The sequence below is a fragment of the Muriicola marianensis genome, from assembly GCF_014638095.1.
Lineage (GTDB): Bacteria > Bacteroidota > Bacteroidia > Flavobacteriales > Flavobacteriaceae > Muriicola > Muriicola marianensis.
The window spans coordinates 383,259-409,768 of the sequence record NZ_BMFH01000002.1 but is presented as its reverse complement, the minus strand read 5'-3'; the positions used below and the strand labels follow the sequence as shown (position 1 = coordinate 409,768).

Annotated in this window: 23 protein-coding genes and 1 pseudogene; 15 read left to right on the top strand and 9 right to left on the bottom strand. The window is 49.4% G+C overall.

Annotated features, from left to right (window positions below):
• Positions 1-4: 4 nt before the first annotated feature.
• The 5 genes from IEV19_RS12795 to IEV19_RS12775 all read right to left on the bottom strand — a co-directional run bounded on the left by IEV19_RS12795 (position 5) and on the right by IEV19_RS12775 (position 4,232).
• Entirely contained in the window at positions 5-748 is a 744-nt protein-coding gene (locus tag IEV19_RS12795; protein ID WP_188371125.1) for a rhomboid family intramembrane serine protease, read from the bottom strand.
• Entirely contained in the window at positions 749-2,596 is a 1,848-nt protein-coding gene (mutL, locus tag IEV19_RS12790) for a DNA mismatch repair endonuclease MutL (RefSeq protein ID WP_188371124.1), read from the bottom strand.
• Positions 2,596-2,886, bottom strand: coding sequence for a riboflavin synthase subunit beta (locus tag IEV19_RS12785; RefSeq protein ID WP_188371123.1), 291 nt, complete (start codon positions 2,884-2,886; stop codon positions 2,596-2,598). Before IEV19_RS12785 ends, mutL begins: the two co-directional genes overlap by 1 nt.
• Positions 2,887-2,982: 96 nt before the next feature.
• On the bottom strand, positions 2,983-3,465 hold the full coding sequence (gene ribH / locus IEV19_RS12780; protein WP_188371122.1) for a 6,7-dimethyl-8-ribityllumazine synthase: 483 nt from the start codon (positions 3,463-3,465) through the stop codon (positions 2,983-2,985).
• A 2-nt stretch (positions 3,466-3,467) separates the two neighbouring features.
• Positions 3,468-4,232, bottom strand: a complete 765-nt coding sequence (locus IEV19_RS12775; protein ID WP_188371121.1) for a tetratricopeptide repeat protein — start codon at positions 4,230-4,232, stop codon at positions 3,468-3,470.
• A gap of 113 nt (positions 4,233-4,345) precedes the next feature.
• Here IEV19_RS12775 and recF point away from each other — a divergent pair, with 113 nt between their 5' ends.
• Genes recF through IEV19_RS12760 form a run of 3 tightly spaced genes read left to right on the top strand, consistent with a single transcriptional unit; the run spans position 4,346 to position 6,138 of the window.
• The gene (gene recF, locus IEV19_RS12770; protein WP_188371120.1) at positions 4,346-5,425 is read left to right on the top strand and encodes a DNA replication/repair protein RecF; all 1,080 of its coding nucleotides are present in this window, start codon (positions 4,346-4,348) and stop codon (positions 5,423-5,425) included.
• 1 nt (position 5,426) lies between these two features.
• On the top strand, positions 5,427-5,855 hold the full coding sequence (locus IEV19_RS12765; protein ID WP_188371119.1) for a lipocalin family protein: 429 nt from the start codon (positions 5,427-5,429) through the stop codon (positions 5,853-5,855).
• A complete protein-coding gene (locus IEV19_RS12760) occupies positions 5,845-6,138 on the top strand; it encodes a DciA family protein (protein WP_188371118.1) in 294 nt (97 codons plus the stop codon). Before IEV19_RS12765 ends, IEV19_RS12760 begins: the two co-directional genes overlap by 11 nt.
• A 66-nt stretch (positions 6,139-6,204) precedes the next feature.
• Here IEV19_RS12760 and IEV19_RS12755 read toward each other — a convergent pair whose 3' ends face one another.
• Both IEV19_RS12755 and IEV19_RS12750 read right to left on the bottom strand, forming a co-directional pair.
• On the bottom strand, positions 6,205-6,624 hold the full coding sequence (locus IEV19_RS12755) for a nucleoside-diphosphate kinase (RefSeq protein WP_188371117.1): 420 nt from the start codon (positions 6,622-6,624) through the stop codon (positions 6,205-6,207).
• Positions 6,625-6,673: 49 nt separating this feature from the next.
• Positions 6,674-7,699, bottom strand: a complete 1,026-nt coding sequence (locus IEV19_RS12750) for an alkaline phosphatase D family protein (RefSeq protein WP_188371116.1) — start codon at positions 7,697-7,699, stop codon at positions 6,674-6,676.
• A gap of 157 nt (positions 7,700-7,856) precedes the next feature.
• Between IEV19_RS12750 and IEV19_RS12745 the strand changes: the two genes are divergently transcribed.
• From IEV19_RS12745 to IEV19_RS12735, 3 genes are read left to right on the top strand one after another with little or no spacing between them, the layout of a single operon-like run.
• Positions 7,857-8,873 (top strand): DHH family phosphoesterase, encoded by a 1,017-nt coding sequence (locus tag IEV19_RS12745; protein WP_188371115.1) that lies wholly within the window; start codon positions 7,857-7,859, stop codon positions 8,871-8,873.
• Positions 8,870-9,421, top strand: a complete 552-nt coding sequence (gene gldI / locus IEV19_RS12740; RefSeq protein ID WP_188371114.1) for a gliding motility-associated peptidyl-prolyl isomerase GldI — start codon at positions 8,870-8,872, stop codon at positions 9,419-9,421. Before IEV19_RS12745 ends, gldI begins: the two co-directional genes overlap by 4 nt.
• Before the next feature lie 11 nt (positions 9,422-9,432).
• Positions 9,433-10,542 carry a peptidylprolyl isomerase gene (locus IEV19_RS12735; RefSeq protein WP_188371113.1) on the top strand — a complete coding sequence of 370 codons (1,110 nt, stop codon included), beginning with the start codon at positions 9,433-9,435 and terminating at the stop codon, positions 10,540-10,542.
• A 33-nt stretch (positions 10,543-10,575) separates the two neighbouring features.
• Here IEV19_RS12735 and IEV19_RS12730 read toward each other — a convergent pair whose 3' ends face one another.
• Positions 10,576-12,027: an aminoacyl-histidine dipeptidase gene (locus IEV19_RS12730; RefSeq protein ID WP_188371112.1), complete on the bottom strand. Its 1,452-nt coding sequence runs from the start codon at positions 12,025-12,027 to the stop codon at positions 10,576-10,578.
• Between the two features lie 75 nt (positions 12,028-12,102).
• Between IEV19_RS12730 and IEV19_RS12725 the strand changes: the two genes are divergently transcribed.
• The 3 genes from IEV19_RS12725 (at position 12,103) to IEV19_RS12715 (ending at position 17,537) form a co-directional block, all read left to right on the top strand.
• The gene (locus IEV19_RS12725) at positions 12,103-13,170 is read left to right on the top strand and encodes a DUF3810 domain-containing protein (RefSeq protein WP_188371111.1); all 1,068 of its coding nucleotides are present in this window, start codon (positions 12,103-12,105) and stop codon (positions 13,168-13,170) included.
• A gap of 109 nt (positions 13,171-13,279) precedes the next feature.
• Positions 13,280-16,237, top strand: a complete 2,958-nt coding sequence (locus tag IEV19_RS12720) for an amidohydrolase family protein (protein WP_188371110.1) — start codon at positions 13,280-13,282, stop codon at positions 16,235-16,237.
• A 10-nt stretch (positions 16,238-16,247) separates the two neighbouring features.
• Positions 16,248-17,537: an amidohydrolase family protein gene (locus tag IEV19_RS12715; RefSeq protein WP_188371109.1), complete on the top strand. Its 1,290-nt coding sequence runs from the start codon at positions 16,248-16,250 to the stop codon at positions 17,535-17,537.
• A gap of 27 nt (positions 17,538-17,564) precedes the next feature.
• Here the strand turns inward: IEV19_RS12715 and IEV19_RS12710 are convergent, their stop codons facing one another.
• A complete protein-coding gene (locus tag IEV19_RS12710; protein ID WP_188371108.1) occupies positions 17,565-18,377 on the bottom strand; it encodes a DUF6503 family protein in 813 nt (270 codons plus the stop codon).
• A gap of 68 nt (positions 18,378-18,445) precedes the next feature.
• On the opposite strand from IEV19_RS12710, the gene IEV19_RS12705 reads away from it, so the two are divergent.
• The 6 genes and pseudogenes from IEV19_RS12705 to IEV19_RS12680 all read left to right on the top strand — a co-directional run.
• Positions 18,446-19,261 (top strand): TrmH family RNA methyltransferase, encoded by an 816-nt coding sequence (locus IEV19_RS12705; RefSeq protein ID WP_188371107.1) that lies wholly within the window; start codon positions 18,446-18,448, stop codon positions 19,259-19,261.
• A gap of 20 nt (positions 19,262-19,281) precedes the next feature.
• Positions 19,282-20,514, top strand: coding sequence for a M48 family metallopeptidase (locus IEV19_RS12700; RefSeq protein WP_188371106.1), 1,233 nt, complete (start codon positions 19,282-19,284; stop codon positions 20,512-20,514).
• 40 nt (positions 20,515-20,554) lie between these two features.
• Positions 20,555-22,762: a RelA/SpoT family protein gene (locus IEV19_RS12695; protein ID WP_188371105.1), complete on the top strand. Its 2,208-nt coding sequence runs from the start codon at positions 20,555-20,557 to the stop codon at positions 22,760-22,762.
• 91 nt (positions 22,763-22,853) lie between these two features.
• Positions 22,854-23,303, top strand: coding sequence for a Fur family transcriptional regulator (locus IEV19_RS12690; RefSeq protein ID WP_188371104.1), 450 nt, complete (start codon positions 22,854-22,856; stop codon positions 23,301-23,303).
• A gap of 13 nt (positions 23,304-23,316) precedes the next feature.
• Complete coding sequence (locus IEV19_RS12685; protein ID WP_188371103.1) at positions 23,317-24,603, top strand: adenylosuccinate synthase; 1,287 nt, start codon at positions 23,317-23,319, stop codon at positions 24,601-24,603.
• 107 nt (positions 24,604-24,710) lie between these two features.
• Positions 24,711-26,285, top strand: a pseudogene (locus IEV19_RS12680) (OstA-like protein); the annotation flags it as partial.
• Positions 26,286-26,510 lie beyond the last annotated feature (225 nt).

Here is a 26,510-nt window from a genome sequence, read left to right as displayed (position 1 = left end):
AGCATCAATCCCATCTGTTTTTATTGAACTGGTTCTTCTTCCAGTACCACATCATAATAAATCCGAACAAAGCACCTCCCACATGGGCAAAGTGTGCGATCCCCTGGCCAAAGATAGAATATCCCGTAACGCCTGAAAAGAGGTCGAGACCAATCAGTACCGGGATAAAATACTTGGCTTTGATAGGGATCGGCAGGAAAATAAGAAAAAGTTCGCTGTTGGGAAAAGACATCCCGAAAGCGACCAGGATCCCGTAGATGGCACCTGAGGCCCCTACCGCCGGAGTACTGTATGCCATCAGGAAATTGTCTATCGTACTTCTTGGAGCAAGATTATACCAGGCCGGATTAAATTTTCCCTGGGATATGATATCCATGATCTCAGGCCGGGTAAGACCCGAGCCTAAAAGGACATCCATCCCTTCATTGAAGTAGTAGTAATTAACCCCGGTATGGATAAGAGCAGCCCCAATCCCCGCGGAGAAATAGAAGAAGAGAAATTTATTCTTGCCCCACATTTGTTCCAGAGGGGAGCCGAAAGCCCACAGGGCATACATATTGAACAGGATATGCATAAATCCCCCGTGCATGAACATATGGGAGAGGATCTGCCAGAGGACGAAATTTTCATTCTCAGGGAACCATAGGGAGAACCATTGATACATCTGTTCTCCGTACAGTGCCGTAGCGACGAAAAAAAGGATATTTATGATCAGCAGGTGTTTTATAGCACCGGTTAGTCTTCCCATCTACTTGAATTTATTGTCGATTTCATTTTCGGTTAAGGTGATAAAGATCGGTTTATTAAACGGACTCAGCATAGATTCCTTACAGGCAAAAAGATCATTGACCAGGGCCAGCTGTGACACCCTGTCCATCCGGTCTCCTGTTTTGACACTGACAGCACTGCACAAGGCCTTGGCCAGCATATCGGACTGTGATAGATTCTCCTCATTTCCTTCCTTATAGCCCGAGATAAGGCCATCCAGAACAGAGGCTATTTCCTTTTCGGGGACCGTGGGAGGCAGGCCCTTAACGGCGAGCTCATCATCTTCTGTATCTTCAAACACAAAGCCCAGTGCCTGCAAATGATCCGAGAGTTCTGCCAAAATATGCCGTTCATTGGGTGAGAATTGAAGGGTGACGGGAAAGAGAAGTTGCTGGCTGAGACTTTCCGAAACCGTCATACTCCGGAGAAATTTTTCATACAGCACCCTTTGATGTGCCCTTTGCTGGTCTATGATGAGCATGCCCGAGCGTATCGTTGTGACGATGTATTTCCTCCTCAACTGAAAGGTTGTGGCTTCACTGGCCTCATCGTTTTCCGATTCGGGAAAAATAGAACCCGTTACTACCTCTGATTCAAAATGTACACTGCTGAAAGAGTCCTGCTTCTGTGATCCCGACTCCAGGTCTATAAAGAGGTTTTCCCATCCATCTGCCGATTTCTTTTGATAGCTACCCGGATAGGAAATTCTCGCTGAACTTTCCTTAAAGGGATTGAATCCCCTGTCTACCGATATCCCCGGTGCTTCGGCTTCCTTATTCCTGTAGGCATAGGGAGTCTCCAGGTTCTGATCCTTCTCAAAATCGAGCATAGGTGCCAGGTGGAACTGGCCCAACCCGTGTTTCACTGCAGCTCTTAATATAGCATAAAGAGTATGCTCATCATCAAATTTCACCTCAGTCTTCGTGGGGTGGATATTGATGTCTATAGAATTCGGGTCTACCTGCAGGTAAAGGAAATACCCGGGATGAACCTCCGGTTTCAGCAAACCCTCAAAAGCCGACACCACCGCATGGTGGAGGTATGGGCTCTTAATAAATCGATCATTGACAAAAAAGAACTGTTCTCCCCTGCTCTTTTTGGCATATTCGGGCTTGCAAATAAATCCTTTTATCTCAACCACCTGGGTTTCTTCTTCCACAGGGACGAGCTTTTCATCCATTCTATGGCCGAAGATCGCAGTGATCCGCTTCCTTAAGGAAGTCGCATCCAGATGGAACAATTCACTCCCGTTGTGGTAAAACTGAAAGCCGATCCCGGGATGTGCCAGGGCCACCCGGTGAAATTCATCTGTGATATGCCTGAATTCTACCGCATTGGATTTTAAAAAATTTCTCCTTGCAGGAATATTAAAGAACAGGTTCTTGACCGAGATGGAAGTACCCTGAGGACAAACTTCAGCTTCCTGGGATATTACTTTACTTCCCTCGATCCGGATATGTGTCCCCACCTCTTCATCTGCCGGCCTGGTCTGCATATCTACATGGGCAATCGCGGCTATAGATGCCAGCGCTTCCCCCCTGAAACCTTTTGTGTGGAGCTGGAACAGGTCTTCTGCATTCCGAATTTTTGAAGTGGCATGGCGTTCGAAGCTCATACGCGCATCGGTCTCACTCATTCCGCTGCCGTCATCAACTACCTGGATCAGGGCTTTACCGCCGTCTTTCACAATAAGCTTGATCTCGGTAGCCCCTGCATCCACTGCATTCTCCAGCAGTTCCTTGACCACTGAGGCAGGTCTTTGTACAACCTCCCCCGCCGCGATCTGGTTGGCCACATGGTCCGGCAAAAGATGAATGAAGTCCGCCATTATTCAGGAAAAAAGATGGAAATATCGAAATCCAAAAGATATAGAACTATGAGGATCAATACGGCGAGAACCAACAAGAATCGGAGCCTGTAATTCCTGTCTGCACCCTTCCTGAGGTCAGACATGGCGGCACTCCACCTCGACTTTATCCCTCCGGGAGAATCAGCAGTGGTCCTGTACTTGTCGAGTTTGCGTTCGATCTTATACGGATTACCCTCTCCCTTATCATCGTAATATTTCGGTGAGTAATTGAATTTCTTGTTCTTTCGCAGTCTCGTAAATCGTCCCATATCGCTCCTACTCCAAAAATACTTAATTATAAAAAAAGTGCTGTAGGAAGCTTCCCAAAAATTGTTAACACCAGGAGGTAATGCAGAGGTCCGGGCTTATTTCCCCAGAACGGCCATTTTGATGGCAGCGATAGCGGCTTCCGTGCCCTTATTTCCGTGTTTTCCACCGCTCCGGTCTTCAGCCTGTTGCTGGGTGTCATCTGTCAGGACGCAGAAGATTACGGGAGTATCTGTGAGGACGTTGAGGTCCTTGATCCCCTGGGCTGTAGCACTGCAGACGAAATCGAAATGTTTGGTCTCTCCCCGGATGACACTTCCAATTGCAATCACGGCATCCGGATCTGCTTCCTCTATCATCTTTTTACAGCCGAAGGTAAGTTCAAAACTCCCGGGTACGTTCCAGCGGGTGATCCGGTCCTCAGCCACCCCACAATCCAGGAGAGCTGAATATGCACCTTGATACAGAGATTCAGTGATGGCCTGATTCCATTCAGATACGACGATACCTATCTCGAGGTCGGAGGCATCAGGTAACTGCGCCTTGTCGTATTCTGAAAGGTTTTTGTTAGCCGTAGCCATGCCTACTGGGTTTGGGCCATCCCGATAAAGGCATCGATATTCCTGGCCTCGTTGGCATCCGGGTAGTCATCCTTGATACGCTGGAAGTATTTCAGCGCCTTTTCCTTTTGCCCCAATTCGAGAGCTGCGATACCTGCTTTGTGCAGATATAAGGGTGTAGTGAGAGTATTGTCATCCTCAGCAAAGGCCTTTTCATAATAGCCCAGGGCATCCGCAGCCTGGCCCAGTTGAAAGAAAGAATCACCTATCCCGCCCAGGGCAAGGGAGGCAGTGATCTCCTCGTCAGGATTTACCTGCTCCAGATATTCTATGGCCTTGTCGTATTGCTTCAGTTCCTTATAAGCCATTCCCGCTGCGTAGGTTGCAATATTAGCTGAAGGCGTACCTGAGTATTCCTCAATGATATCGAGGTAGCCGTATTTACCTTCGGCTCCGTTCAGGGCCAGAAGAAACAATGAATCTTTCTCGGCCGTACTTTCCAGGGCCTGGTTGAAGTATTGATTGGGGTAGAGCATCTCATTGGCAGCACTGGCATTTCTGGGTTCCTGAACGAATTGATTATACCCCAGGTAACCCAATACGGCCACTGCGATCACGCCGATCACCCCCAGGATGTAGTTCTGGTTCCTGGCCACCCATTGTTCCGACCGGGATGCGCTTTCATCCAGGGCGCTGAACACCTCAGCAGTGGTACTTCCCTGTTCTGCAAGGGTTCTTTCCTCTTCCTTGTTCTTCGGCTTGTAACCCCTCTTTTTATATGTTGCCATAGTTCCTCTAATTGATCGCGCAAAAATAAAGTTTTTATCGAAAACCGTAGGGTATTTATTTGTTATTTTTGGTCCGAAATGGGTCTTAAAACCCAATTTGAATCACGCTTTTCATGTATCTCGAGAAGATTTCCCTCCTCAACTACAAGAACTTCAGCGACATCGAATGTGAATTCGATTCGAAGATCAATTGCTTTGTTGGAAACAATGGCAAGGGAAAGACCAACATGCTCGACGCTATCTATCACCTCTCCTTCGGAAAGAGCTATTTCAACCCCATTGCCACCCAGAATATCAGGCATGGGGAGGATTTCTTTGTCATAGAAGGCACATTCCAGCTCAACGGGAGGGAAGAAAAGATCGTCTGTTCCCTGAAACGAAACGTCAAGAAGGTCATCCGCCGAAATGGGAAGGCCTACGATAAACTATCTGAACATATTGGCCTGTTGCCTTTGGTGATCATCTCCCCGGCAGACAGGGACCTGATCATTGAGGGCAGTGAGACCCGAAGAAAATTCATGGATGGCGTCATCTCCCAGTCTGATCCCGAATATCTCCACGCCCTGATCACTTACCAGAAGGCAGTATCACAGCGAAATGCCCTCCTAAAATACTTTGCAGCCAACCATGTTTTCGACCCTAGCACTCTTGAGATCTACAACCAGCAGCTGCAGGTACACGGGCAATATATATACGAGAAACGGGCCGATTTCCTGAAAAATTTTGTCCCGGTCTTCCGGGAACAATACGGGCTGATCTCCGGGGGGAGTGAGATCGTCAATCTCGTCTATAATTCGGGCTTGCACGAAGCTTCCCTCTCTGATTTACTGGAGGCCAACCTGGAACGCGACAGAGCCCTTCAGTACACCAGTGTCGGGGTCCACAAGGACGACCTCGATTTTGAGATCGAATCGTACCCCATCAAGAAATTCGGGAGCCAGGGGCAACAGAAATCATACCTCATCGCCCTGAAATTTGCCCAGTTCCACCTTCTGAAAAAAACAGTGGGCACTACCCCTATCCTGTTGCTCGACGATATCTTCGACAAACTGGATGAGAACCGGGTCGCCCATATTATCTCCCTGGTGGAGGACGAGAATTTCGGGCAGATCTTCATCAGTGACACCCATGCTGACCGCACGGAAAAGATCATTAAAGAAATACATCAGACCTATAAAATGTTTCCTTTGTAATATGAGATCATTCTGCACCCTATTATTTATCCTTATGATGGTCTCCTGCAGGCAGGAGATCACAAAAGAAGACCTGGGTTACTTAGACGGGTACTGGGAGATAGAAGAAGTGGTTTTCCCATCTGGAGACAGCAAGAAGTACGACATCAGTACGACCGTAGACTATATCGAAACCTCCGGGATGTCCGGGTACCGCAAGAAGGTACAGCCCCTTCCGGATGGGAGTTTTATCACCTCGGACGATGCGGAACAGTTCACCATCTCCGTCAGGGACGGTAATTATTTTATGGAATACAGGAACGAGATGAGCGAGTGGGAAGAGAAGATCGAATCCCTGACCCCAACGAATTTCTCGGTGATCAATACAGATCAGATTCGCTATCTTTATAAAAGGTTTGAACCTATCAATCTGGACACGGATGGTTCGTAAAAAAAATAATGTAAGCCTGGGAGAGGCCCTGCAGGAATTTATCTCCTCCAACAAATTGCAAAAAGGGCTGGACAAGGTGCATGTAAGGGAGGCCTGGGCCAACCTGATGGGTAATGGAGTAAACAACTATACCACCGGAGTCGAGCTCAGGGATGGTACGCTCTATGTATCCCTATCTTCTTCTGTATTGCGGGAGGAACTCAGCCTGGGAAAATCCAAAATCATCGACCTGTTGAACGAAGAATTGGGAAGGGAAGTGGTAAGGAAGATCGTCCTTCGCTGAATACTTTCATCCAACAAAAAAGGCTTCCGTATACTGGAAGCCCTTTTTCAAAATCATTTGTACAGATCAATAGATCTCCCTTCCTGAGAAGTGGAATGCCCCTTCAATGGCAGCATTCTCATCACTGTCTGAGCCGTGTATAGCGTTTTCCCCTATATCCTTGGCATAAAGCTTTCGGATGGTACCTTCGGCTGCTTCGGCAGGATTGGTCGCACCTATCAGAGCCCTGAAATCCTCCACTGCGTTATCCTTTTCCAGGATGGCTGAAACGATTGGACCTCGGGTCATAAATTCAACCAGTTCATTGAAGAAAGGCCTCTCCTTATGAATGGCGTAGAATTCACGTGCATCCCTTTTGCTGAGCTGGGTATATTTCATGGCGATGATCTTGAATCCCGCAGAGGTGATCTTCTCCAGGATAGGCCCGATATGTCCGTTCTCCACGGCATCGGGTTTGATCATGGTAAATGTTCTGTTTCCTGTCATTCTTAAAAATTTTCGGCAAAAGTACGCTATCTTATCGCAACCTACAACATTAATACTGCTGCCAGAGTTCACCCAGGACCTCGCCATGATCCCCGACAATTTTGAAGTGTACCCGTTTTGTACTGAAATCGAATTCCAGTACCCCAAAACTCTTTTTTGAAACAACCTCCCCTATCCTGTACCGATTAGGTTCCCCTGAATAGGAGGAATAGACATGGGTCAGACCGCTGCTTGTGAAGTCGATCAGCGGAAAAGACAAACCATCGACAGCGGAGCTCGAAAATTCTGAGATATGCCGGTCTCCGGACAAGATGATGACCCCTTTCGCACCCGAGTCGACAATCGTTTTCTCAAGTCTGTCGACCTCGTGGGGAAAATTACCCCAGGTCTCAAACCCATGCTGGGAGGACAGAACCTGTATACTGCTTACAATTACGTTGAAGTCGGCATCCGAATTCCTGAGCTCCCCTTCCAGCCATGACCACTGTGCATTTCCCAGGACAGTACCTTCTCCATAAGTTCCGGGCTGGTATCTTTTACCCTTTTCCTCTGCCGGAGTCAGGGCCGTCCTGAAGTAGCGTGTATCGAGGACAAGAACTCTTATTTTACCTTCTGGCCTTATAAATTCGTGAGAAGCGTACACCCCTTCCCTCGCTCTTCTGGGATCATTCTCTTCCAATCCTAAAAAGTCCAGGAATACTTGCTGGCTGCCCTCCTTTGAGACGAACTCTACCCCCCCGTCATTCAAACCGTAATCATGATCATCCCAGGTACCGATAACCGGCACCTCTTCTAACACAGCCTTGTAGCCGGGCACCTCTCTTTGTGCTGAATACATAGCCGCGATCTCTGTGGGGTTACTGGTATCGGCATAGACGATGTCACCACCCCAGATCCATACATCCGGGTTGGCGGCGAGTACATCGTCCCACAGTCTGTTCCGTACATCGTGTTTGTTGCAGGAACCGAAGGTGATGGTGAAATCGCCAAATGCTTGCCGACTTTCCCCTGTGGGCAGGGATTTACAGGCAAGGAAGCAGAAGAAGATCGGGATAGCAAATACGTATTTCTTCATTGGTTTATATTTATTGCTAAGGTAAAAGAATACACCTACCCCGAAAAGCCCCTGTCTTTTTTTGGATAAATCGCAGATGATCCCCCGCTAGAAAATCCCAAGATCTTCTTTAAGGACGGTTCGTGTTGATATGTCAAATAGTCGTATCTTTGCACCCATGAATTCAGCCGATGCCAGGGCGTTGAATACCCTGCTTAGCACTCCGAAAAAAATAGCGATAGTCCCCCACAAGAACCCCGATGGTGATGCCATCGGAGCGGGCCTGGCCTTGTATCATTACCTGGTGATGAAAGGACACAACCCTGTAGTGATTAGCCCGAATGACTATCCTGAATTCCTCAAGTGGATGCCCGGGACAGAGGCTGTCATGAACTTTGAAAAACAGGAAGAGGAGGCCACAGCATTCCTAAAAACGGCAGCGGTGGTCTTCACCATCGATTTCAACGATCTCTCCAGAGTTGGTAAGATGCAGGAGATCCTGCAAGAACTGCAAGCGCCCTTCGTGATGATCGACCACCATCAGAGTCCGGCAGACTACGCCCGTATCAGGTATTCAGATCCGACCATGAGTTCTACTTGCGAGATGATCTTCCACACCGTAGAAGCTCTTGGCGGGAAGGACGAGATCACCCCTCAGATAGCCGATTGCCTTTATGCCGGGATCCTTACCGATACAGGTTCCTTTAAATACGCCTCCACTTCGAGCCTGACTCACAGAGTGGCGGCATTTCTCATAGAAAAGGGAGCCAGAAATTCTGAGATCCACCGTTTGATCTTTGACACCAATACCCCCGGAAGGCTTCACTTGCTGGGATGTGCCCTGAACAATATGGTGATCCTGCCGGAATACAGCACGGCTTACATCACGCTGAGCCAGGACGAGCTAGACAGGCACCAATTCAAAAAAGGGGATACAGAAGGATTTGTGAATTACGGCCTAACCCTGGCGGGGATCAGGCTGGCGGTGATCTTTATTGAGAACAAGGACGAAGGGATCATCAAGATCTCCTTGCGATCTGAAGGCGATTTTTCGGTCAATGAATTTGCGCGGGCCTACTTTAACGGGGGAGGCCATACCAATGCAGCCGGCGGAAAAAGTGAACAATCCATGGAGGATACTGTCGCCTATTTCAGGAGCCTGCTCCCGAAACACCAAAAAGAACTGAACAAATGAGAAAGGTCTTACCCTTATTTTTGGCACTTCTGGTCCTGGCCTGCCAGGGACCGGAACCCAGAAGGCCTGTGAAAGTAAAATCAGGTTCCTTTATCAAAGAATCCGTAGAAAGGAATAAAAAATTACTGGCAGAAGAAGAGGAACGCATCCAAAGGATCATTAAAACAGACAGCCTGAAAGAGTACATGCCCAGTTCTGAGGGTAGCTGGTATGCCTATGAGCTAAAAAATGAGGTCTCTGATTACACGCCCCAGACCGATGACCTCGTGAGATTCACTTACACCTTGCTCACCCTGGACAATGATACGATCTACACCCAAAAAGAGATAGGGCTGCAATCCTACAAAGTGGATAAACAGGAACTATTCCCCGGATTGCGCAACAGCATCAAACTCTTGAAGGAAGGGGAAATTGCGATCTTCCTCTTTCCCTCATCCCTCGGATACGGATATATTGGCGATAAAAACAAGATCGGGGTAAACGTCCCCCTCAAAGCCGTGATCACAGTCCGTGAGATCGAAAGAGATACGAATAACGAAACACCATAAATTGACATAAAATGAAGAATATACTTATCCTGTTAACCGCGATGATGATCACCCTGGCAGGGTGTAAATCGAGCCAGTATACCCACCTGGGGGATGGTCTGTTTGCGGACATCAAAACGACAAAAGGTGACATTATTGTGAAACTGGAACACGATAAAACTCCTGTGACCGTGGCCAACTTCGTCTCCCTGGCAGAAGGCACGAACCCTTTTGTGAGCGAACAATACAAGGACAAAAGATACTACGACGGAGTGCTGTTCCACCGGGTGATGGCCGACTTTATGATACAGGGTGGAGATCCCACCGCACAGGGAACCGGGTCCCCCGGGTATCGTTTTAAAGACGAGATCGTCGATTCGCTCCGGCACGACAGGCCCGGGATCCTATCCATGGCCAACGGAGGCCCAAAAACTAATGGGAGCCAGTTCTTTATCACGTTGAAGCCCACACCCTGGCTGGACGGAAAGCACGCGGTCTTCGGGGAGGTTGTCGAAGGGATGGATGTCGTCGATTCTATCGGGGTGGTAGAGACCAACGACAGGGACAGACCCCTGACGGACGTGGTGATGAAGGAAGTACAGATCATCAGGAATGGCAGAGAGGCTAAGAATTTTGACGCGGTCAAGATCATGAGCGATTATTTCGCAGAGGAGGAAGCCGCTATCGCTGCTTTTGAAAAGATGAAAAAGGACTTTGCCAATGAGATCGCCGATCAAAAGAATGAGACCGAGGCCTTGCCCTCAGGATTAAAGTTAATGGTCCTCGAAGAAGGGACAGGTGAAAAACCCAAGGTAGGGCAAAAGGTTTTGGTGAACTATGCCGGTTACCTTGAGAACGGAGAACTGTTCGATAGTAATTACGAGGCAGTAGCTTTAAAATATGGCGTATTCGATTCCAAGAGAAAGATGGGAGGAGGCTACGAACCTTTCCCTATGGATTACAGCCCGGAAGCCAGCCTGATCCCGGGCTTCAAGGAGGGTCTGCTCTCCATGAAAGTAGGCGACAAGGTCAGATTGTTTATCCCCCCTCACCTGGGTTACGGACAACAGGGCTTTGGACCCATCCCACCCAATTCAGATCTGGTCTTCGACCTGGAGATCACCGGCCTTTACGGCGAGTAAGAAATAGCCCCCGCGATTGCGGGGGTTTTTTTATTATACCCTGGGAGTTTCCAGCAAAACCTTCTGGAGAAAGGTCCAGAATTTCTGAACCGAGGAGATCTGTACCCGTTCATCAGGAGAATGCGCTCCTTTGATATTGGGCCCGAAACTGATCATATCCATTTCCGGATAATGGCTGCCCAGGATCCCGCATTCGAGTCCGGCATGGCAGGAAACCACTCTGGGTTCTTCGGCAAATAGCAGTTTGTACTGTTCAGTGAGTACTTTCAGAATTTCCGAGTCCGGATCCGGGGTCCATCCCGGATAATCCCCGCTAAGGGTTACCTGATATCCGGCGAGTTCGAAGACAGAAGCGAGTCCGTTAGCCAGGTCCATCTTGGCCGATTCCACAGAGGAGCGGGTAAGGCAGGCAATTTTTATCCTGCCATCCAGAACCTCCACCCGTGCCAGGTTGTTAGAAGTTTCCACGAGTCCGTCTATAGCCCTGCTCATGGCAAACACCCCGTTGTGCACCCCGTATACGGCCTGCAACAGTCTATCTCGGTCCTCCGCCCCCATCATCATCCCGCTTTGTGACTTTTCTTTGATGCTGATCTGAAGATCGGGCTCGGTGGGGGCCAGTTCTTTCTGTATCTCCCCGATCAGCTCATTTATCGCCTTGAACACCTCTTTCTGTCCATTCGACAGGGCAAAATACGCATTGCTCTCCCTCGGAATCGCATTGCGTAAGCCACCCCCATCGATTCCGATCAGGAAAAGATCTCCCGCTTTAGAGCCGGCAAACAGGAGGCGGTTCATGATCTTGTTGGCATTACCCAGACCACGGTGAATGTCCATCCCGCTATGACCACCCTGCAGACCTTTGACCTCAAGGTGATAGGTCTTGGCACCTTTTGGGACTTCTCTCTGAGGATACGTTCCGGTGGCCGTCACATCGATACCGCCGGCACAGCCGATATCAATCTCATCGTCCTCTTCCGTATCCAGATTCAAAAGGATACTGCCCTTCAGAACGTCGCTCTCCAGGCCTTTGGCCCCTGTCATTCCCGTCTCCTCGTCTATGGTGAATAAAGCTTCCAGGGGTGGATGAGGAATGTCGTCGCTACCCAGGATAGCCATGATGGCTGCCACCCCCATGCCGTTGTCTGCTCCCAGGGTTGTTCCCCTTGCCCTGACCCAGTCTCCATCGACATACATCTCTATCCCCTGCTCCTCAAAATTAAAGTCGGTCGTATTATTCTTCTGGTGGACCATGTCCAGGTGGGACTGGAGTACGACAGTCTTACGATTCTCCATGCCTTTTGTGGCCGGTTTCCGGATGATAACATTACCCACGCCATCCTTAAAGGTCTCCAGATTCAGCGACCTCCCGAAATCGAGCATAAAAGCGATGACCCGTTCTTCTTTCTTAGATGGCCTGGGTACAGCATTGAGTTGTGCGAAGTACTTCCAGACGGAGGTGGGTTGTAAGGAGTGGATGTCCATAAAATTTTCGTTTTGAGGCTCAAAAATACAATGCTAGCATGAATCCCGCTTCTAAAAATGGGTAAATTTACGCCCATGAATTATCGGTTGAAGAATGCCATTGTCCTCTCCCTGCCCGTCCAGATCCTGCTGGTCAGCTGGATTACGAGATACCCGGAGGTCATTGAGAATTATTACAGCCTTGGTATCTATCCCTACATCTCTGCAGTTTTGAGGTGGCTGTATGGATGGATCCCTTTTTCTCTGGGAGATATCCTCTACACATTGCTTCTTTTGGTTACGGGGAGGTATCTGTACCTGCACTGGTTGGAGATACGCACAAAACCGCTTTCCTTCCTCAGGGATTTGTTGGTGGTATTTTCCATTGCCTACTTTTCCTTCCACCTGCTTTGGGGTTTGAATTATTACCGGCAGCCGCTCTCCAAAACCCTTGGCTTGCGCAATTCATATACCACGGAAGAACTCACTGCCTTTACGGCTGTCCTTACCGAAAAGACCAACGAACTGCAGGCCAAACTTTCTGAAGCAGACAGTATACAGGTAGTCGTCCCTTTCAAAAGACAGGAGATCTTTGAAATGGTCTCGTCTGATTACCGTCCTTTACCGACGGAATTCCCAGAATTCGAATACAGCAACCCCAGTGTAAAGGGTTCACTTTACAGCCTGGCGCTGACCTACATGGGCTACGGGGGATATCTCAACCCCTTTACCCTTGAGGCTCAGGTGAATCAGAAGATACCCATGTCGAGATTCCCTGTGGTCAGCTGCCACGAGATCGCCCATCAGCTGGGTTATGCAGCCGAGAACGAAGCTAATTTTATCGGTTATCTGGCGGCCCTTAACCAGGGAGATCCACGCCTGAGATATTCGGCACTTTCCTATGCATTGGGTTATTGCCTGTCTGAACTTCGCGCTCTGGATGAAGAATTGTTTGAAGAGGCCTACTCCCGAGTAAATCCCGGGATAAAAAAGGATTACGAGGAGCTTAGCGCCTTCTGGAAAGCCTATGAAAACCCCCTGGAGCCGATCTTTAAATTGACATTTAATGCCTTCCTCAAAGCCAACAACCAGGCTGCGGGCATCCGGAGTTACAACCTGGTGGTGGCCCTCCTTGTCGCTTACCACGAAGAATCGCCTTTATAGTCCTGATCTGCCCCGGATTCTCCCTGTTTTTTGTTAAAAAAAATGTAACGCGGTCTCATTTTTTCACAGTTCGTTTAATTTTAGCCGTTAACTAAAAATCCAGGCACATATGAAAATGAAGTATTTTGTACTGGCCTTTGCCTGGCTCAGTACATGTACCCTGTTTTCTCAGGACTATTTCCCCAAGAATGACGGGGTAAAGGCCGAGAATAACAATTACACGGCTCTGACTCATGCCCGAATCTACGTGAGTCCCTCACAGGTCATCGAAGACGGCACTCTGTTGATCCGAAATGGAAAAGTGGTATCTGTAGGCACCAATGTAAATATCCCTGCTAATTCGGTAAGGATCGACCTGAAAGGCAAGTACATTTATCCCTCTTTCATCGATGTGTATTCTACATTCGGGGTGGAGCAGCCCAAGCGGCCATCCGGAGGTGGAAGATCCGCACAGTACGATCCCTCCAGGGAGGGATTTTACTGGAATGACCACATCATGCCGGAGGCGGATGCGATCAATTCCTTTACCTATAATGACAAGGACGCCAAAGCCCTGCGTGAGGCAGGTTTTGGGGTTGTCAACTCCCACATTCAGGATGGGATCGCCCGAGGAAGCGGGGTCCTGATCGCATTGAGGGCCGAAGGAAATGACGCCGAACGAATCGTGGATGACAACTCAGCTCAGTACTTTTCCTTTGATCGCAGTATCATAAAGAACCAGTCTTATCCCACTTCCCTAATGGGAGCTATGGCCCTGCTCAGGCAGATGTACAATGATGCCTCCTGGTACCAGAAAGGGATGGTAGCTACCAAAGACCGTTCCCTTGAGGCCCTGATAGAAAACAGGGGTATGATGCAGATCTTTGCGGCCGGAGATGCGGGGCATGTACTGCGTGCAGATAAGATCGGGGATGCTTTTGGCGTTCAATACGCCATCCTCGGTGGCGGTAACGAGTTTGAAATGATTGACGAGATCAAAGCCACCAATGCCAAACTGATCATCCCGCTGAACTTCCCGGATGCCTATGATGTTTCGGATCCCTTCCAGGCCGACTATGTGGCGCTTAAGGATATGAGATACTGGAACCAGGCACCTTCCAATCCCAAGGTACTGGCAGAAAATGGGGTGGCGTTCAGCATCACCCTCCATGATCTGAAAAGCCCCTCTGAACTCAAAGACAAGCTCGCGAAGGCGATCACCTACGGACTATCTGAAACCAAAGCCCTGGAGGCTCTTACCACCGTACCTGCCTCCATCCTAGGCAAGTCTGATCTTATCGGCTCCCTTCAGGCCGGTCGCTATGCCAACTTCCTGATCACCTCAGGGAATGTGTTCGACAAGGAGACTACCCTTTACGAGAACTGGGTCCAGGGACAAAAGCACATCGTAAACCCCATGGATCAGAAAGACATTCGGGGGACATACGACCTGAGGGTGAGCGGAGAGACCTATGAACTCGCCATCAGCGGAGAACCTTCAAAACCCAAGGCCGAGATCAAACAGGATACGGTAAAAATAGAATCAAAATTCAAGTACGACGGCGACTGGGTCACCCTTACCCTTACCACACCCGATGAAGAGGTCTACAGGATGACGGCCAGGATTACGCCAGGGGAGGACAATTTAAGTGGTAGGGTTTTGTTGCCCAACGGTGGAGATTCTACCTTTTCGGCTGCTAAAAAAGCAGGGCCGGAAGAGAAATCCTCTGAGAAGAAAGAAGAAGTGGCCGGGCCTCCGGTGGTCATGCCTGTCAAATTCCCCAATGTGGGCTATGGGTATGCCCAGAGGAAGACCGCGGAAGACATCCTGTTCCGGAATGCGACTGTTTGGACCGGAGAATCCGAGGGAATCCTTCAGAATACTGATGTGCTTGTACGGAATGGCAAGATCGCGAGGATCGGGCAAAACCTGAGTCCGGGGAGTGCGAAAGTGATCGATGCCACCGGAAAACACCTAACGGCGGGGATCATTGACGAGCACAGCCACATAGCGGGACTCGCCATCAATGAGGCCGGTCAGAATTCTTCGGCTGAGGTAAAGATGACCGATGTGGTCGACCCTAAGGATATGGACCTTTACCGCAATCTGGCAGGAGGTGTGACTACCGTACAACTCCTCCATGGTTCTGCAAATCCCATTGGTGGAAGGTCTGCCATCCTTCGACTTAAATGGGGAGAATCTGCCGATAAGCTCATCTTTGAGAATTCACCCAAGTTCATCAAGTTCGCCCTTGGGGAGAATGTCAAGCAGAGTAACTGGAGCAGCAATTCACGTTTTCCGCAGACGCGGATGGGGGTTGAGCAGGTCTTTGTGAACTACTTTCAGCGGGCTAAAGAATACGACGCCCTGAAAAAAAGCGGCAAACCCTACCGGTATGACGAAGAAATGGAGGTGCTGGCCGAAATCCTCAACGGGGAACGTTTTATCAGCTGCCACTCCTATGTGCAGAGCGAGATCAATATGCTGATGAAGGTGGCCGAGAAATTCGGTTTTCGGGTCAATACCTTTACGCATATCCTCGAAGGGTACAAGGTGGCCGATAAGATGGCCGAGCACGGGGTGGGAGGATCCACCTTCAGTGACTGGTGGGCCTATAAGTTCGAAGTGAATGACGCCATCCCCTACAACGCAGCTATCATGGCCAGTGAGGGGGTAACCGTGGCGATCAACAGTGACGATGCGGAAATGTCGAGGCGACTCAACCAGGAAGCCGGAAAGACCATCAAATACGGTGGTATGTCTGAAGAAGAAGCCTGGAAGACCGTGACCCTCAACCCCGCCAAGCTCCTGCATATCGATGACCGCGTAGGAAGCATTAAAGTAGGTAAGGAAGCAGATCTGGTGCTGTGGAATGCTCATCCCATGTCTGTCTACGCCAAGGCTGAAAAGACCCTTATACAGGGGGTCACGTACTTCGACCTGGAAGAGGATAAAGCCCTGAGGGAGGCGATCAAAAAAGAACGCAGCCAGTTGGTTAAAATGATGATAGACGAGAAGAACGGAGGCAGCAAAACACAACGTCCCGTACAGCGCAAAAAGGAAAGATTCAATTGTGACAGTTTATAACAGGAACACCATGAAAAATTTGAAATATATCGCACTAGCCCTTTTTATAGGGTTCTATCAGAATACTTCGGGACAACAGACCCCGGCTCCAGCCCAGTCTGAGGTCATATCGGTGACCGGTGCCACTGCCCATATCGGTGACGGCACGGTTATCGAGAACTGTACCCTCGTTTTCGAGAATGGAAAAATATCGGCCCTTGGCGCAGGGGTGAGTCCGCAGGGCAGGGTGATCAACGCTACCGGAAAACATGTGTATCCGGGTTTCATCGCCCCTGGAAAGTCGCTTGGTCTTATTGAGATCAATGCAGTAAGGGCCAGTGATGACCAGGATGAGATCGGCAGCCTGATACCCCACGTGAGAAGCCTTATTGCCTACAACGCGGAATCCAAGGTGGTGGAGAGCATGAGGCCAAACGGTGTCCTTATAGGCCAGATCACCCCCCAGGGTGGCAGGATCTCAGGTACATCTTCCATCGTACAATTCGATGCCTGGAACTGGGAAGACGCAGCCGTTAAAGTGGATGACGGTATCCACCTAAACTGGCCAAACACCTTCAGGCGGGGTCGCTGGTGGCTTGGTGAGGACCGCGGATATCAGCCCAATAAGGATTATCAGGAACAGGTAGAGGAAGTCCTGTCCTTCCTGAAGAATGCCAGGGTCTACGGCAACGGCCAGGGTGCGCCTGTGAATCCGGCCTTTGAAGCTTCTCAGGGGCTGTTCAACGGATCTAAGCGCCTCTATGTGTATGCACAGGATGAGAAACAGATCGTAGACGCCATCACTTCACTGAAGGAAACAGGAATAGATAAAATGGTCCTTGTAGGAGGGTATCACGCCCACAGGGTAACAGATCTACTCAAGAAGCACAATATACCGGTCCTCGTGAACTTTACTCACACCCTGCCGGAATTTGATGACGATGATTACGATTTTACCTTTAAACTTCCAAAAATGCTGGTAGACGCTGGTTTGCTGGTGGCCCTGCAAAATGCGGAGGCCTCCAACTTCCAGACCCGAAACCTGCCCTTCTATGCCGGGCAGGTGGTAGGACAGGGACTGGACAAGGAAGTGGCCCTGCAGCTGATCAGCGGCAACAGCGCAAAGATCCTGGGGATCGATGACAGCTACGGCACCCTTGCCACAGGCAAAAGTGCCACCTTCTTCATTTCCGAAGGGGATGCACTCGACATGAGGGGGAACCAACTCACCCACGCTTTTATAGACGGGCGAGAGATCTCCCTGGAAACGCATCAGACAGAGCTTTGGAAGCGGTATATGGGTAAGTATAACGCGGACTAAACTAAAAAAGGGGCTTCGGCCCCTTTCTTAATTTTCAGGCTGCACGGGCTTCCTGATCACAGCCCCTTCAGGCATGGCGAACATGGAAGGATCTTCCTGAGTCCCACTCAGGACAACCTGTTGAAATTCCACTGTATTTCTTGCCACACTGGGCCATCCATCCTCCACCTCGTACCAGGTCATTGAACCGGGTAAGCGGAGTCCGGATACGGATATCCAGTCGTCATACCGAATAAAATGCACATCATCCGACGGTTTTCCTGTCCGGTAAGTCACCGTATAGCCCAACCAAGACATACTATTGGAATCCGGGTCGTAATAAAGAAAATATTCGTCCTCAGGAGAGGTGCCGACCTCATCCTCGTATCTGATACCGATTCCGGGATAGGATTTTCCGTTAAAGGTTAAAGGTTCGGTCTCAAAGTACTCTATTCCCGGGTCGGCCAGGACAAAGGGCATGGCGTAGAAATAGAACATGAGGTTGTGATAAAAGACCGGATCTCCTTTGTAGGCGCCATCCGGATCCCGGAGCCAGACCTCTTTCCCGTCATAACCCATGCTGTAGGTATCGGTTTCAATAAGATCCTTCCTGGAATAGAGATCTATGTGGTGTTTTTCGATTCCGGAATTTTTAGGGATCTCATAGCTCAGGTACCTCTGCCTTTTCCAGAGATCTAGCCCCCCGTGCGCCTGGAATACCCCGTCTAAGGCTTTTGGGTAGCGTGCTGTTTCGACTTTGACCTCATCAGAGGTTTTCTCTACAATGGAAGTCTCTTCTTTCGGGGCCTGCTTACAATTGATAAGAAGAAAGCCCAAAATCCAGAATATTGTCTTGTACATGGTAAAACGATTTTTTTATTTGTCGGGAATGCGTTCTTAAATTTACAGTTTCCTGTATTTTTAACCCCATGCAACCTCCTAAAAAGATAAGCAGTCTACAGAATCCTCTGGTACGCCAGGTTACCCAACTCAAGCATAAGAACAGGGAACGCGGCAAGACCGGACTTTTTGTACTGGAAGGTCAAAGGGAACTGTCAATGGCGCTCAAGGGGGGGTACCGGATCGAGACCATCCTGATCTATCCGGAATTCTTTCCTCTTGAGGAAGCTAAAAAATTCCTGACAGGCCGGGCTGAACAAGCTGAACTCATTGAACTCAGCAAAGATGTTTACCAAAAACTGGCCTACAGAGAAAAGACCGAAGGTGTCCTTGCCATTGCCAGGACCAAGGACCACAGTCTCAATTCTCTGGAACTGCCGGAAGATCCGCTCATTTTGATCGCAGAGGCGGTTGAGAAACCCGGAAATCTCGGTGCGCTGCTAAGAACGGCCGATGCAGCCAAGCTGGATGCCGTCATAATTGCCGACCCAAAAGGGGACCTCTATAACCCAAACACGGTACGCTCCAGCGTGGGGTGTCTTTTTACAGTCCCAGTAGCCACAGCTTCCTCAAAGGAGGTACTGGCTTTTCTCAGGCGACGGGGCATAAAGGTCTATTCCGCTACCCTTACCAGGGCCATCCCCTACACCTCTGTGGATTACACGGGAGGCTGTGCCATTGCTGTAGGGACCGAATCCACCGGACTATCAGAGATCTGGACAAACCAGGCAGAGGAAAGGGTGGTCATTCCCATGGAGGGGGAGATAGACTCCATGAACGTCTCCGTCTCGGCAGCAATCCTTATCTTTGAGGCCAAAAGGCAGCGTCTCTCCTCTGTCGGATAAGTGCCTATCCATCCCTTTATATGAACAGTATTACCCTTTTTTACCTCATCATTGCCATCCTGGTCGTCGAGTTTCTGGTAGATACCCTGATGGATTACCTCAATTCAAGGCGATTTGGAGATCCCGTACCCGAAGAATTGTCAGATGTATATGACCCTGAGGAGTACACCCGGTCTCAGGCTTATAAAAAAGCCAATTATTCCTTCGGACTGGTCTCTTCCACCTTCTCTATCATCCTTATAATAGTCTTTCTGAGCCTGGGAGGATTTCAATGGGTCGACCAACTCGTCCGGCAGGTTACGGATAATCCAATCGGCATGGCCCTGTTATTCTTTGGGATCATTATGCTCGGAAGCGACCTGCTGATGACCCCTTTTGCATATTACAGGACTTTTGTGATCGAAGAACGGTTTGGCTTCAACAAAAGTAACCTCAGGCTGTTTATAACAGATAAGATCAAAGGATGGCTGTTATTGGGCATTCTGGGAGGTGGTGTCCTGTCGCTGGTCATTCTCTTTTTCCAGAGGACCGGCAGTAATTTCTGGTTGTATGCCTGGGGGCTGATCGCCGTGTTCTCAGTTTTTTTGAACCTGTTTTACAGCAAACTCATAGTGCCCCTGTTTAACAAGCAGGAACCCCTGGAGGAAGGCAGCCTGAAACAGAGTATACAGGATTATGCCGGGAAGGTGGGATTTGAACTGGAGAAGATCTTTGTGATAGACGGTTCCAAGAGATCTACCAAAGCCAATGCCTATTTTTCAGGGTTTGGGAGGCAAAAACGAGTTACCCTGTACGACACTCTGATCCAGGACCTGGAGGAAGATGAGATCGTCGCCGTCCTCGCCCACGAAGTAGGGCATTACAAGAGACGCCATATCATCTCCAACCTGCTGGTCTCTACCGCCCTTACGGGATTCACCCTTTTCCTTCTTTCCCTTTTTATCAACAATCCTGAGGTGTCTATGGCCATTGGGGTTGAACAACCGAGTTTCCACGCCGCACTCATCGGTTTTGGACTACTGTACAGTCCGGTTTCACAGCTGACCGGCCTGGCCATGAACTACATGTCAAGGCAGTTCGAGTATCAGGCCGATCGGTATGCGAGAGAGACCTTTGGAAGTCGACCTCTTATCCATTCCCTGAAAAAACTTTCGAGGAACAGCCTGAGTAACCTCACCCCCCACCCGGCTTATGTATTCATGCACTACTCCCACCCGCCACTCATCGCCCGTGTCCGCAGGCTGCAGGCATGATTTTTGTTGATTACTCCAAAAGATTGTGTAATTTTAAGATATGAGGAGTGAAACTGTAGTAGACAGGGAAAACCGGGAAATTGCCAAGCAGTACAAGGAATTGCTGCGCATCAGTTACCAGACCCTTACGCCCCAGGACAAAAAACTGATCCGATCTGCATTTGATGTGGCCGTGGATGCCCATAAGAATCAGCGACGGAAATCGGGAGAAGCCTATATTTTCCATCCCATAGCGGTTGCCAAGATCGTGGCCTCCGAGATCGGTCTGGATGCCGTGTCCATTGCCTCTGCCCTGCTCCACGATGTGGTGGAGGATACAGAATACACCCTGGACGATATCGAACGACTCTTCGGGGAGACGGTGGCCAGGATCGTAGACGGACTGACCAAGATCGCCCACCTCAAAAAAGACACAAACATCTCCCAGCAGGCGGAGAATTTCCGGAAGATGCTGCTGACCCTGCACGACGATGTAAGGGTGATCATCATCAAGATAGCCGACCGGTACCACAACATGCTCACCATGGAATCCATGCCGGAGGACAAGCAGGTGAAACTCGCTTCGGAAACCCTGTATATCTATGCCCCTCTGGCCCATAGGATAGGGCTGTACAACATCAAAACGGAACTGGAAGACCTCAGTTTAAAATACACAGAACCAGAAGTTTACCAGGACATACAGAACAAGATAGAGGAGACCAAGGAAGAGCAGCAAAAGTATATAGACGACTTTTCCAATATTATCAAGGCATCCCTGGACAAGGAGAAACTCAAATACTCCATCAAAGGCCGGATGAAATCCATCTTTTCCATCCGCCGGAAGATGAACACCCAGAACGTATCCTACGAGGAGATCTACGATAAATTTGCGATCCGTATCATCTACAAATCAGACCGGAAGAATGAGAAATTTCTAGCCTGGAAGATCTATTCCATCGTCACGGACCATTTTACGCCCAATCCAACCCGATTGAGGGATTGGATCTCCTCCCCTAAATCAACCGGGTACGAAGCCCTGCACATCACGGTGATGGGGCCCCAGGGGAAATGGGTGGAGGTACAGATCCGCAGTGAGCGTATGCACGAGATCGCTGAGAAAGGCTATGCCGCCCATTTTAAGTACAAACACGGCGACCAGAAGGAACAGGGTATTGAGGAATGGCTGAACCGGCTGCAGGAGGCTCTGGAGAATTCAAACGGGAGTGCCGTAGACTTCGTGGAAGAATTTAAACTCAACCTGTATTCGAAGGAGATCTTTGTCTTTACGCCCAAGGGAGAGCTGATCTCCCTGCCAAAAGGGGCCACTCCTATCGACTTTGCCTTTAACATCCACACTGAAGTAGGGATGCGCACCAGGGGAGCCCGTGTCAATGGAAAGCTCGTTCCCCTGAGTACTTCCCTGAAAAGCGGGGACCAGGTAGAGGTCATTACTTCAGACAGCGCAAAACCCAACCAGAACTGGCTCGACTATGCAACAACGGCCAGGGCAAGGTCTAAGATCAAGGCCTCCCTGAGGGACGAAAAGAAAGCGGTAGCCGAAGAAGGCAAGGAGATCCTGAGGAGGAAGTTGAAATCCCAGAAGGTAACCCTGAATGAGGATTCCATCAACAAAATGGTGGTCTTTTTCAAACTCAAAACGAGTCTAGACCTTTTCTACAGGGTGGGGATAGGTTCCATCGACAACCAGATGATCAAGGACTTTGCCTCCTCCTACAACAACGCTTTCATCAGTTTCTTCAAGAACCGAATGCGGAAAAAACCGGTTCCGGAGGATGTGGACAAGGACGAGATCACTTCCAAATACGACATGCTCGTTTTTGGAAAAGAGGAAGAAAAACTGGAGTACAAGCTCTCACAATGTTGCAACCCTATTCCGGGAGACGAGGTTTTTGGGTTTATCAGTGTGAATGACGGGATAAAGGTGCATAAGAAGAACTGCCCGAATGCCATACAGCTGCAATCCAATTACGCATACCGGATCATCAGTGCGAAGTGGATCGATTCTACTCAGGAAGAGTTTACGGCCGAGATCAAGCTAACAGGCCTCGACAACCTCGGTCTGATCAATGAGATCACAGAGATCATCTCGGATCACATGCACGTAAATATGAAGAATCTGAATTTTGACACCGATGGAGGAACCTTTTCCGGCAGGATCACCGTTGTGGTCAAAAATAAGGGCATCTTGAAAAAATTGATCGATAATCTGAAAGCTGTAAAGGGGATCGATAAAGTGACCAGAACCTGACCTGATAAGGGGTGTTTTGGGCCCGTAAATGGGCCGTTTTTTAATTTTTTTAGCTTTACCTTTGCACTGGAATGCAGCCGAACCAAATTCTATGGGAAATAAGGATCAGGAAATCGTAAAAAACGTATTCACGGCCTTTCTGGAAGAGAATAATCACAGGAAGACCCCGGAGCGATATGCCATTCTTCAGGAGATTTACGATACGGACAACCATTTTGATATCGAGTCGCTCTATATCAAGATGAAGAACAAGAACTACCGGGTTAGCCGGGCCACCCTCTACAACACTATTGAGCTGCTGCTTGAATGTAAACTTGTGCGCAAGCACCAGTTCGGGAAGAATCAGGCCCAGTATGAAAAATCCTATTTTGACAGGCAACATGACCACGTCATCCTGACCGATACGGGAGAAGTGGTCGAATTCTGCGACCCGCGTATCCAGTCGATCAAAAAAACCATAGAAGAGGTATTCGATATCAAGATTAACAATCATTCGCTTTACTTTTACGGCACAAGGAACCAGCCCGAAGAGGCGAAATAATTAGACTTAATAAATGGCGGTAGATTTGCTACTCGGTCTTCAATGGGGAGACGAAGGAAAAGGGAAGATCGTAGACGTCCTGACGAAAAATTACGATATCATAGCCAGATTCCAGGGAGGGCCCAATGCGGGTCACACCCTCGAGTTCGACGGTCACAAACACGTACTGCACACCATCCCGTCGGGCATTTTCCACGATGAGGCGGTCAATGTGGTGGGAAACGGCGTGGTCATAGACCCCGTGATATTCCGGAAGGAACTGGCCGCCCTGGACAAGTTCGAGATCGACATAAAGTCGCGCCTGCTCATCTCCCGCAAAGCCCATCTTATTCTCCCGACTCACAGGTTGCTGGATGCCGCTTCAGAAACTGCCAAAGGCAAGGCTAAAATCGGTTCCACTTTGAAGGGCATTGGCCCCACCTATATGGATAAGACCGGGAGGAACGGGCTGAGAGTGGGCGACCTGGAACTCAGCAACTGGAAGGACAGATACCGGGCTTTGGCAGACAAGCACGAAGCGATGATCCACTTCTACGATGTAGACATACAATACAATCTGCAGGAACTGGAAGCCGAGTTCTTTTCGGCCGTGGAAGTCCTGAAGAAACTCACCTTTATCGACAGTGAAGAATACCTTTTCCAGGCTCAGAAAGCCGGGAAGTCAATTCTTGCGGAAGGGGCACAGGGCTCCCTCCTGGATATCGATTTCGGGACATATCCTTACGTGACCTCGTCCAACACTACGGCAGCTGGGGCGTGTACCGGACTGGGGATCGCACCGAACAGGATCAACAAGGTCTTCGGCATTTTCAAGGCCTACACCACCCGTGTGGGCAGCGGACCATTCCCTACCGAACTTTTTGACGAGGACGGCAAGACCATGGGGAGGGTCGGCAATGAGTTTGGTGCCACTACCGGAAGGCCGAGGCGCTGTGGGTGGTTAGACCTGGTTGCGCTTAGGTACGCCGTTCAGATCAATGGGGTTACCCACCTGATGATGATGAAGTCTGACGTGCTCAGCGGATTTGAAACCATCAAAGTATGTACGGCCTACCACTACCAGGGGAAAAAGATCCACCACCTGCCCTTCAACATAGAGGCCTCGGAAGTGACCCCTGTGTATGCCGAATTCAAAGGCTGGAAACAGGACCTGACCAGGATGAACTCTGAAGAACAGCTTCCTCAGAATCTGATCACCTATATCGAATTCCTGGAAGAATCCCTGGAAGTTCCCATCCAGATCGTCTCCGTAGGGCCAGACCGAACCCAGACCATTCACAGGGAACTGGCAGTATCCTGATCGCCCGGGAAAGGGGAAGTATTAAAACTGTACTAAAGAAAATCCGGCTGCTTCAAAAAATCCTATTTTTGGTTAAAAGAAAGCGTTTGAAAGGAATCCTCTGCATAATCCTTCTTTGCATCTCCTTACATTGGACCCTTGCCCAGGATCCGGAACCCCAGCAACGACAGATCAACATTGTCTACGGGGCCAACTTCACCAAGGACGAAGCCAGATATCCCGGGGCATCCATCTTCAGCAAGGACGACCGGCAGGTGCAGTTCGAGCACCAGGGGGCCGATCTCTGGTGTGATATCGCCATCTTTTATCAGAAGGAGAACAAACTGAGAGCCATCGGAAATATCAGGCTTGTACAAGGTGATTCTATATTGATGACCAGCGGCAAGATCGATTACGACGGCAACGAGAAACTGGCCAAGGCCTGGGAAAAAGTAATGCTGAAGAATGCCGACATGACCCTGAGGACAGATACTCTGTTCTTCGACAGGGAAAACCAGGAAGCCTATTACCGGAGTCAGGGGACCATCGTCGACTCCGCTAATACACTGACCAGCAGGATTGGTCGATATTTTATGGAGCCAAAAAAATACCAGTTCCTGCAAAACGTGAAGATCAGAAACCCGGAATACACCGTAGAATCGAGTCAACTTGATTATTATACCCTATCCAAAAATGCTTATATGTACGGGCCTTCGACCATCACAGGAGAGACCTATAAACTCTATTTCGAGAGGGGGTTTTACGATACGAAGGTGGAGACCGGGTACGGGATCAAGAACACGAAGATCAACTACAACAACCGTATCATCGAGGGAGACAGTGTGTATTTCAACAAAGCCCGGGAATTTGCCTCGGCCACCAACAATATCAAGGTCACCGATACGATCAACAACGGGGTGATAAGGGCGCATTACGCAGAGGTCTACAAGGCAAAAGATTCGGTCTTTGCAACAAAACGTGCCGTCTCCGTGAGCCTGGTAGAACAGGATTCACTCTACATTCACGGTGATACCCTGATGATCACCGGAAAACCCGAAGAGCGAATCCTACGGGCGTTCAGGAATACCAAGTTCTACAAGACCGACCTGAGCGGGAAATGCGATTCCCTTCACTTTGAGGAGAAAACAGGTATCACACGGTTGATCCGAAAGCCTGTGCTGTGGAACCTCGAGAACCAGATGACGGGAGACAGCATCCTGCTGATCTCGGACATGGAGACGGAAAAACTCGATTCCCTAAAAGTGCTGAACAACGCCTTCGTGATCTCACAGGATACCATTGGCAAAGTGGGCTTCAACCAGGCCAAGGGCAAGGACCTCTTCGGGAAATTCATAGAGAACGAACTCAAAATTGCCGACCTGGTCAAGAACACAGAGGTGATCTATTATATGTACAATGACGACCAGGAGCTCATCGGGATCAACAAGACGATCTGTAGTTCCATCCGTCTCACCTTTGAGAACAGTGACATTGAGGACATCACCTTTTTTACCAACCCCGACGGGGATATCTTCCCGGAGGCCGACCTGCCCGAGAACAGCAGAAAATTAAAGGGATTTATTTGGAGGGGCGATGAACGTATCCGGAGCAAGGAAGACATCTTTGATGAGGACGACAACAATCTGGTGTTACCAAAGATCCGGGGCCTTGACAATCCCATAGACACAGATGCCGATCCTCAGATCTCCGAGCTGGAGAAAAAGGCAAGGGATTACGTCAATTCCTCTGACACAACGATCGTTTCAATTCCCGAAAAGAAAATCCCTTCGGAAAAGGAGGTAAAACCGGAACGTGTCACAGAGATCAGGGCAGAACCCGGGATCATGCCCGGGTACTACCTTATCGTCAACGTTTTTGAAGAAGAGGAGAACTTCTCCAGGTTTTCGAGGATGCTTTCAGACAGGGGT

What these genes read in the sequence shown, in the direction of transcription:
- IEV19_RS12795 (WP_188371125.1), bottom strand. Translation starts at nt 748, where the DNA reads ATGGGAAGACTAACCGGTGCTATAAAACACCTGCTGATCATAAATATC.
- mutL (WP_188371124.1), bottom strand. Translation starts at nt 2,596, where the DNA reads ATGGCGGACTTCATTCATCTTTTGCCGGACCATGTGGCCAACCAGATC.
- IEV19_RS12785 (WP_188371123.1), bottom strand. Translation starts at nt 2,886, where the DNA reads ATGGGACGATTTACGAGACTGCGAAAGAACAAGAAATTCAATTACTCA.
- ribH (WP_188371122.1), bottom strand. Translation starts at nt 3,465, where the DNA reads ATGGCTACGGCTAACAAAAACCTTTCAGAATACGACAAGGCGCAGTTA.
- IEV19_RS12775 (WP_188371121.1), bottom strand. Translation starts at nt 4,232, where the DNA reads ATGGCAACATATAAAAAGAGGGGTTACAAGCCGAAGAACAAGGAAGAG.
- recF (WP_188371120.1), top strand. Translation starts at nt 4,346, where the DNA reads ATGTATCTCGAGAAGATTTCCCTCCTCAACTACAAGAACTTCAGCGAC.
- IEV19_RS12765 (WP_188371119.1), top strand. Translation starts at nt 5,427, where the DNA reads ATGAGATCATTCTGCACCCTATTATTTATCCTTATGATGGTCTCCTGC.
- IEV19_RS12760 (WP_188371118.1), top strand. Translation starts at nt 5,845, where the DNA reads ATGGTTCGTAAAAAAAATAATGTAAGCCTGGGAGAGGCCCTGCAGGAA.
- IEV19_RS12755 (WP_188371117.1), bottom strand. Translation starts at nt 6,624, where the DNA reads ATGACAGGAAACAGAACATTTACCATGATCAAACCCGATGCCGTGGAG.
- IEV19_RS12750 (WP_188371116.1), bottom strand. Translation starts at nt 7,699, where the DNA reads ATGAAGAAATACGTATTTGCTATCCCGATCTTCTTCTGCTTCCTTGCC.
- IEV19_RS12745 (WP_188371115.1), top strand. Translation starts at nt 7,857, where the DNA reads ATGAATTCAGCCGATGCCAGGGCGTTGAATACCCTGCTTAGCACTCCG.
- gldI (WP_188371114.1), top strand. Translation starts at nt 8,870, where the DNA reads ATGAGAAAGGTCTTACCCTTATTTTTGGCACTTCTGGTCCTGGCCTGC.
- IEV19_RS12735 (WP_188371113.1), top strand. Translation starts at nt 9,433, where the DNA reads ATGAAGAATATACTTATCCTGTTAACCGCGATGATGATCACCCTGGCA.
- IEV19_RS12730 (WP_188371112.1), bottom strand. Translation starts at nt 12,027, where the DNA reads ATGGACATCCACTCCTTACAACCCACCTCCGTCTGGAAGTACTTCGCA.
- IEV19_RS12725 (WP_188371111.1), top strand. Translation starts at nt 12,103, where the DNA reads ATGAATTATCGGTTGAAGAATGCCATTGTCCTCTCCCTGCCCGTCCAG.
- IEV19_RS12720 (WP_188371110.1), top strand. Translation starts at nt 13,280, where the DNA reads ATGAAAATGAAGTATTTTGTACTGGCCTTTGCCTGGCTCAGTACATGT.
- IEV19_RS12715 (WP_188371109.1), top strand. Translation starts at nt 16,248, where the DNA reads ATGAAAAATTTGAAATATATCGCACTAGCCCTTTTTATAGGGTTCTAT.
- IEV19_RS12710 (WP_188371108.1), bottom strand. Translation starts at nt 18,377, where the DNA reads ATGTACAAGACAATATTCTGGATTTTGGGCTTTCTTCTTATCAATTGT.
- IEV19_RS12705 (WP_188371107.1), top strand. Translation starts at nt 18,446, where the DNA reads ATGCAACCTCCTAAAAAGATAAGCAGTCTACAGAATCCTCTGGTACGC.
- IEV19_RS12700 (WP_188371106.1), top strand. Translation starts at nt 19,282, where the DNA reads ATGAACAGTATTACCCTTTTTTACCTCATCATTGCCATCCTGGTCGTC.
- IEV19_RS12695 (WP_188371105.1), top strand. Translation starts at nt 20,555, where the DNA reads ATGAGGAGTGAAACTGTAGTAGACAGGGAAAACCGGGAAATTGCCAAG.
- IEV19_RS12690 (WP_188371104.1), top strand. Translation starts at nt 22,854, where the DNA reads ATGGGAAATAAGGATCAGGAAATCGTAAAAAACGTATTCACGGCCTTT.
- IEV19_RS12685 (WP_188371103.1), top strand. Translation starts at nt 23,317, where the DNA reads ATGGCGGTAGATTTGCTACTCGGTCTTCAATGGGGAGACGAAGGAAAA.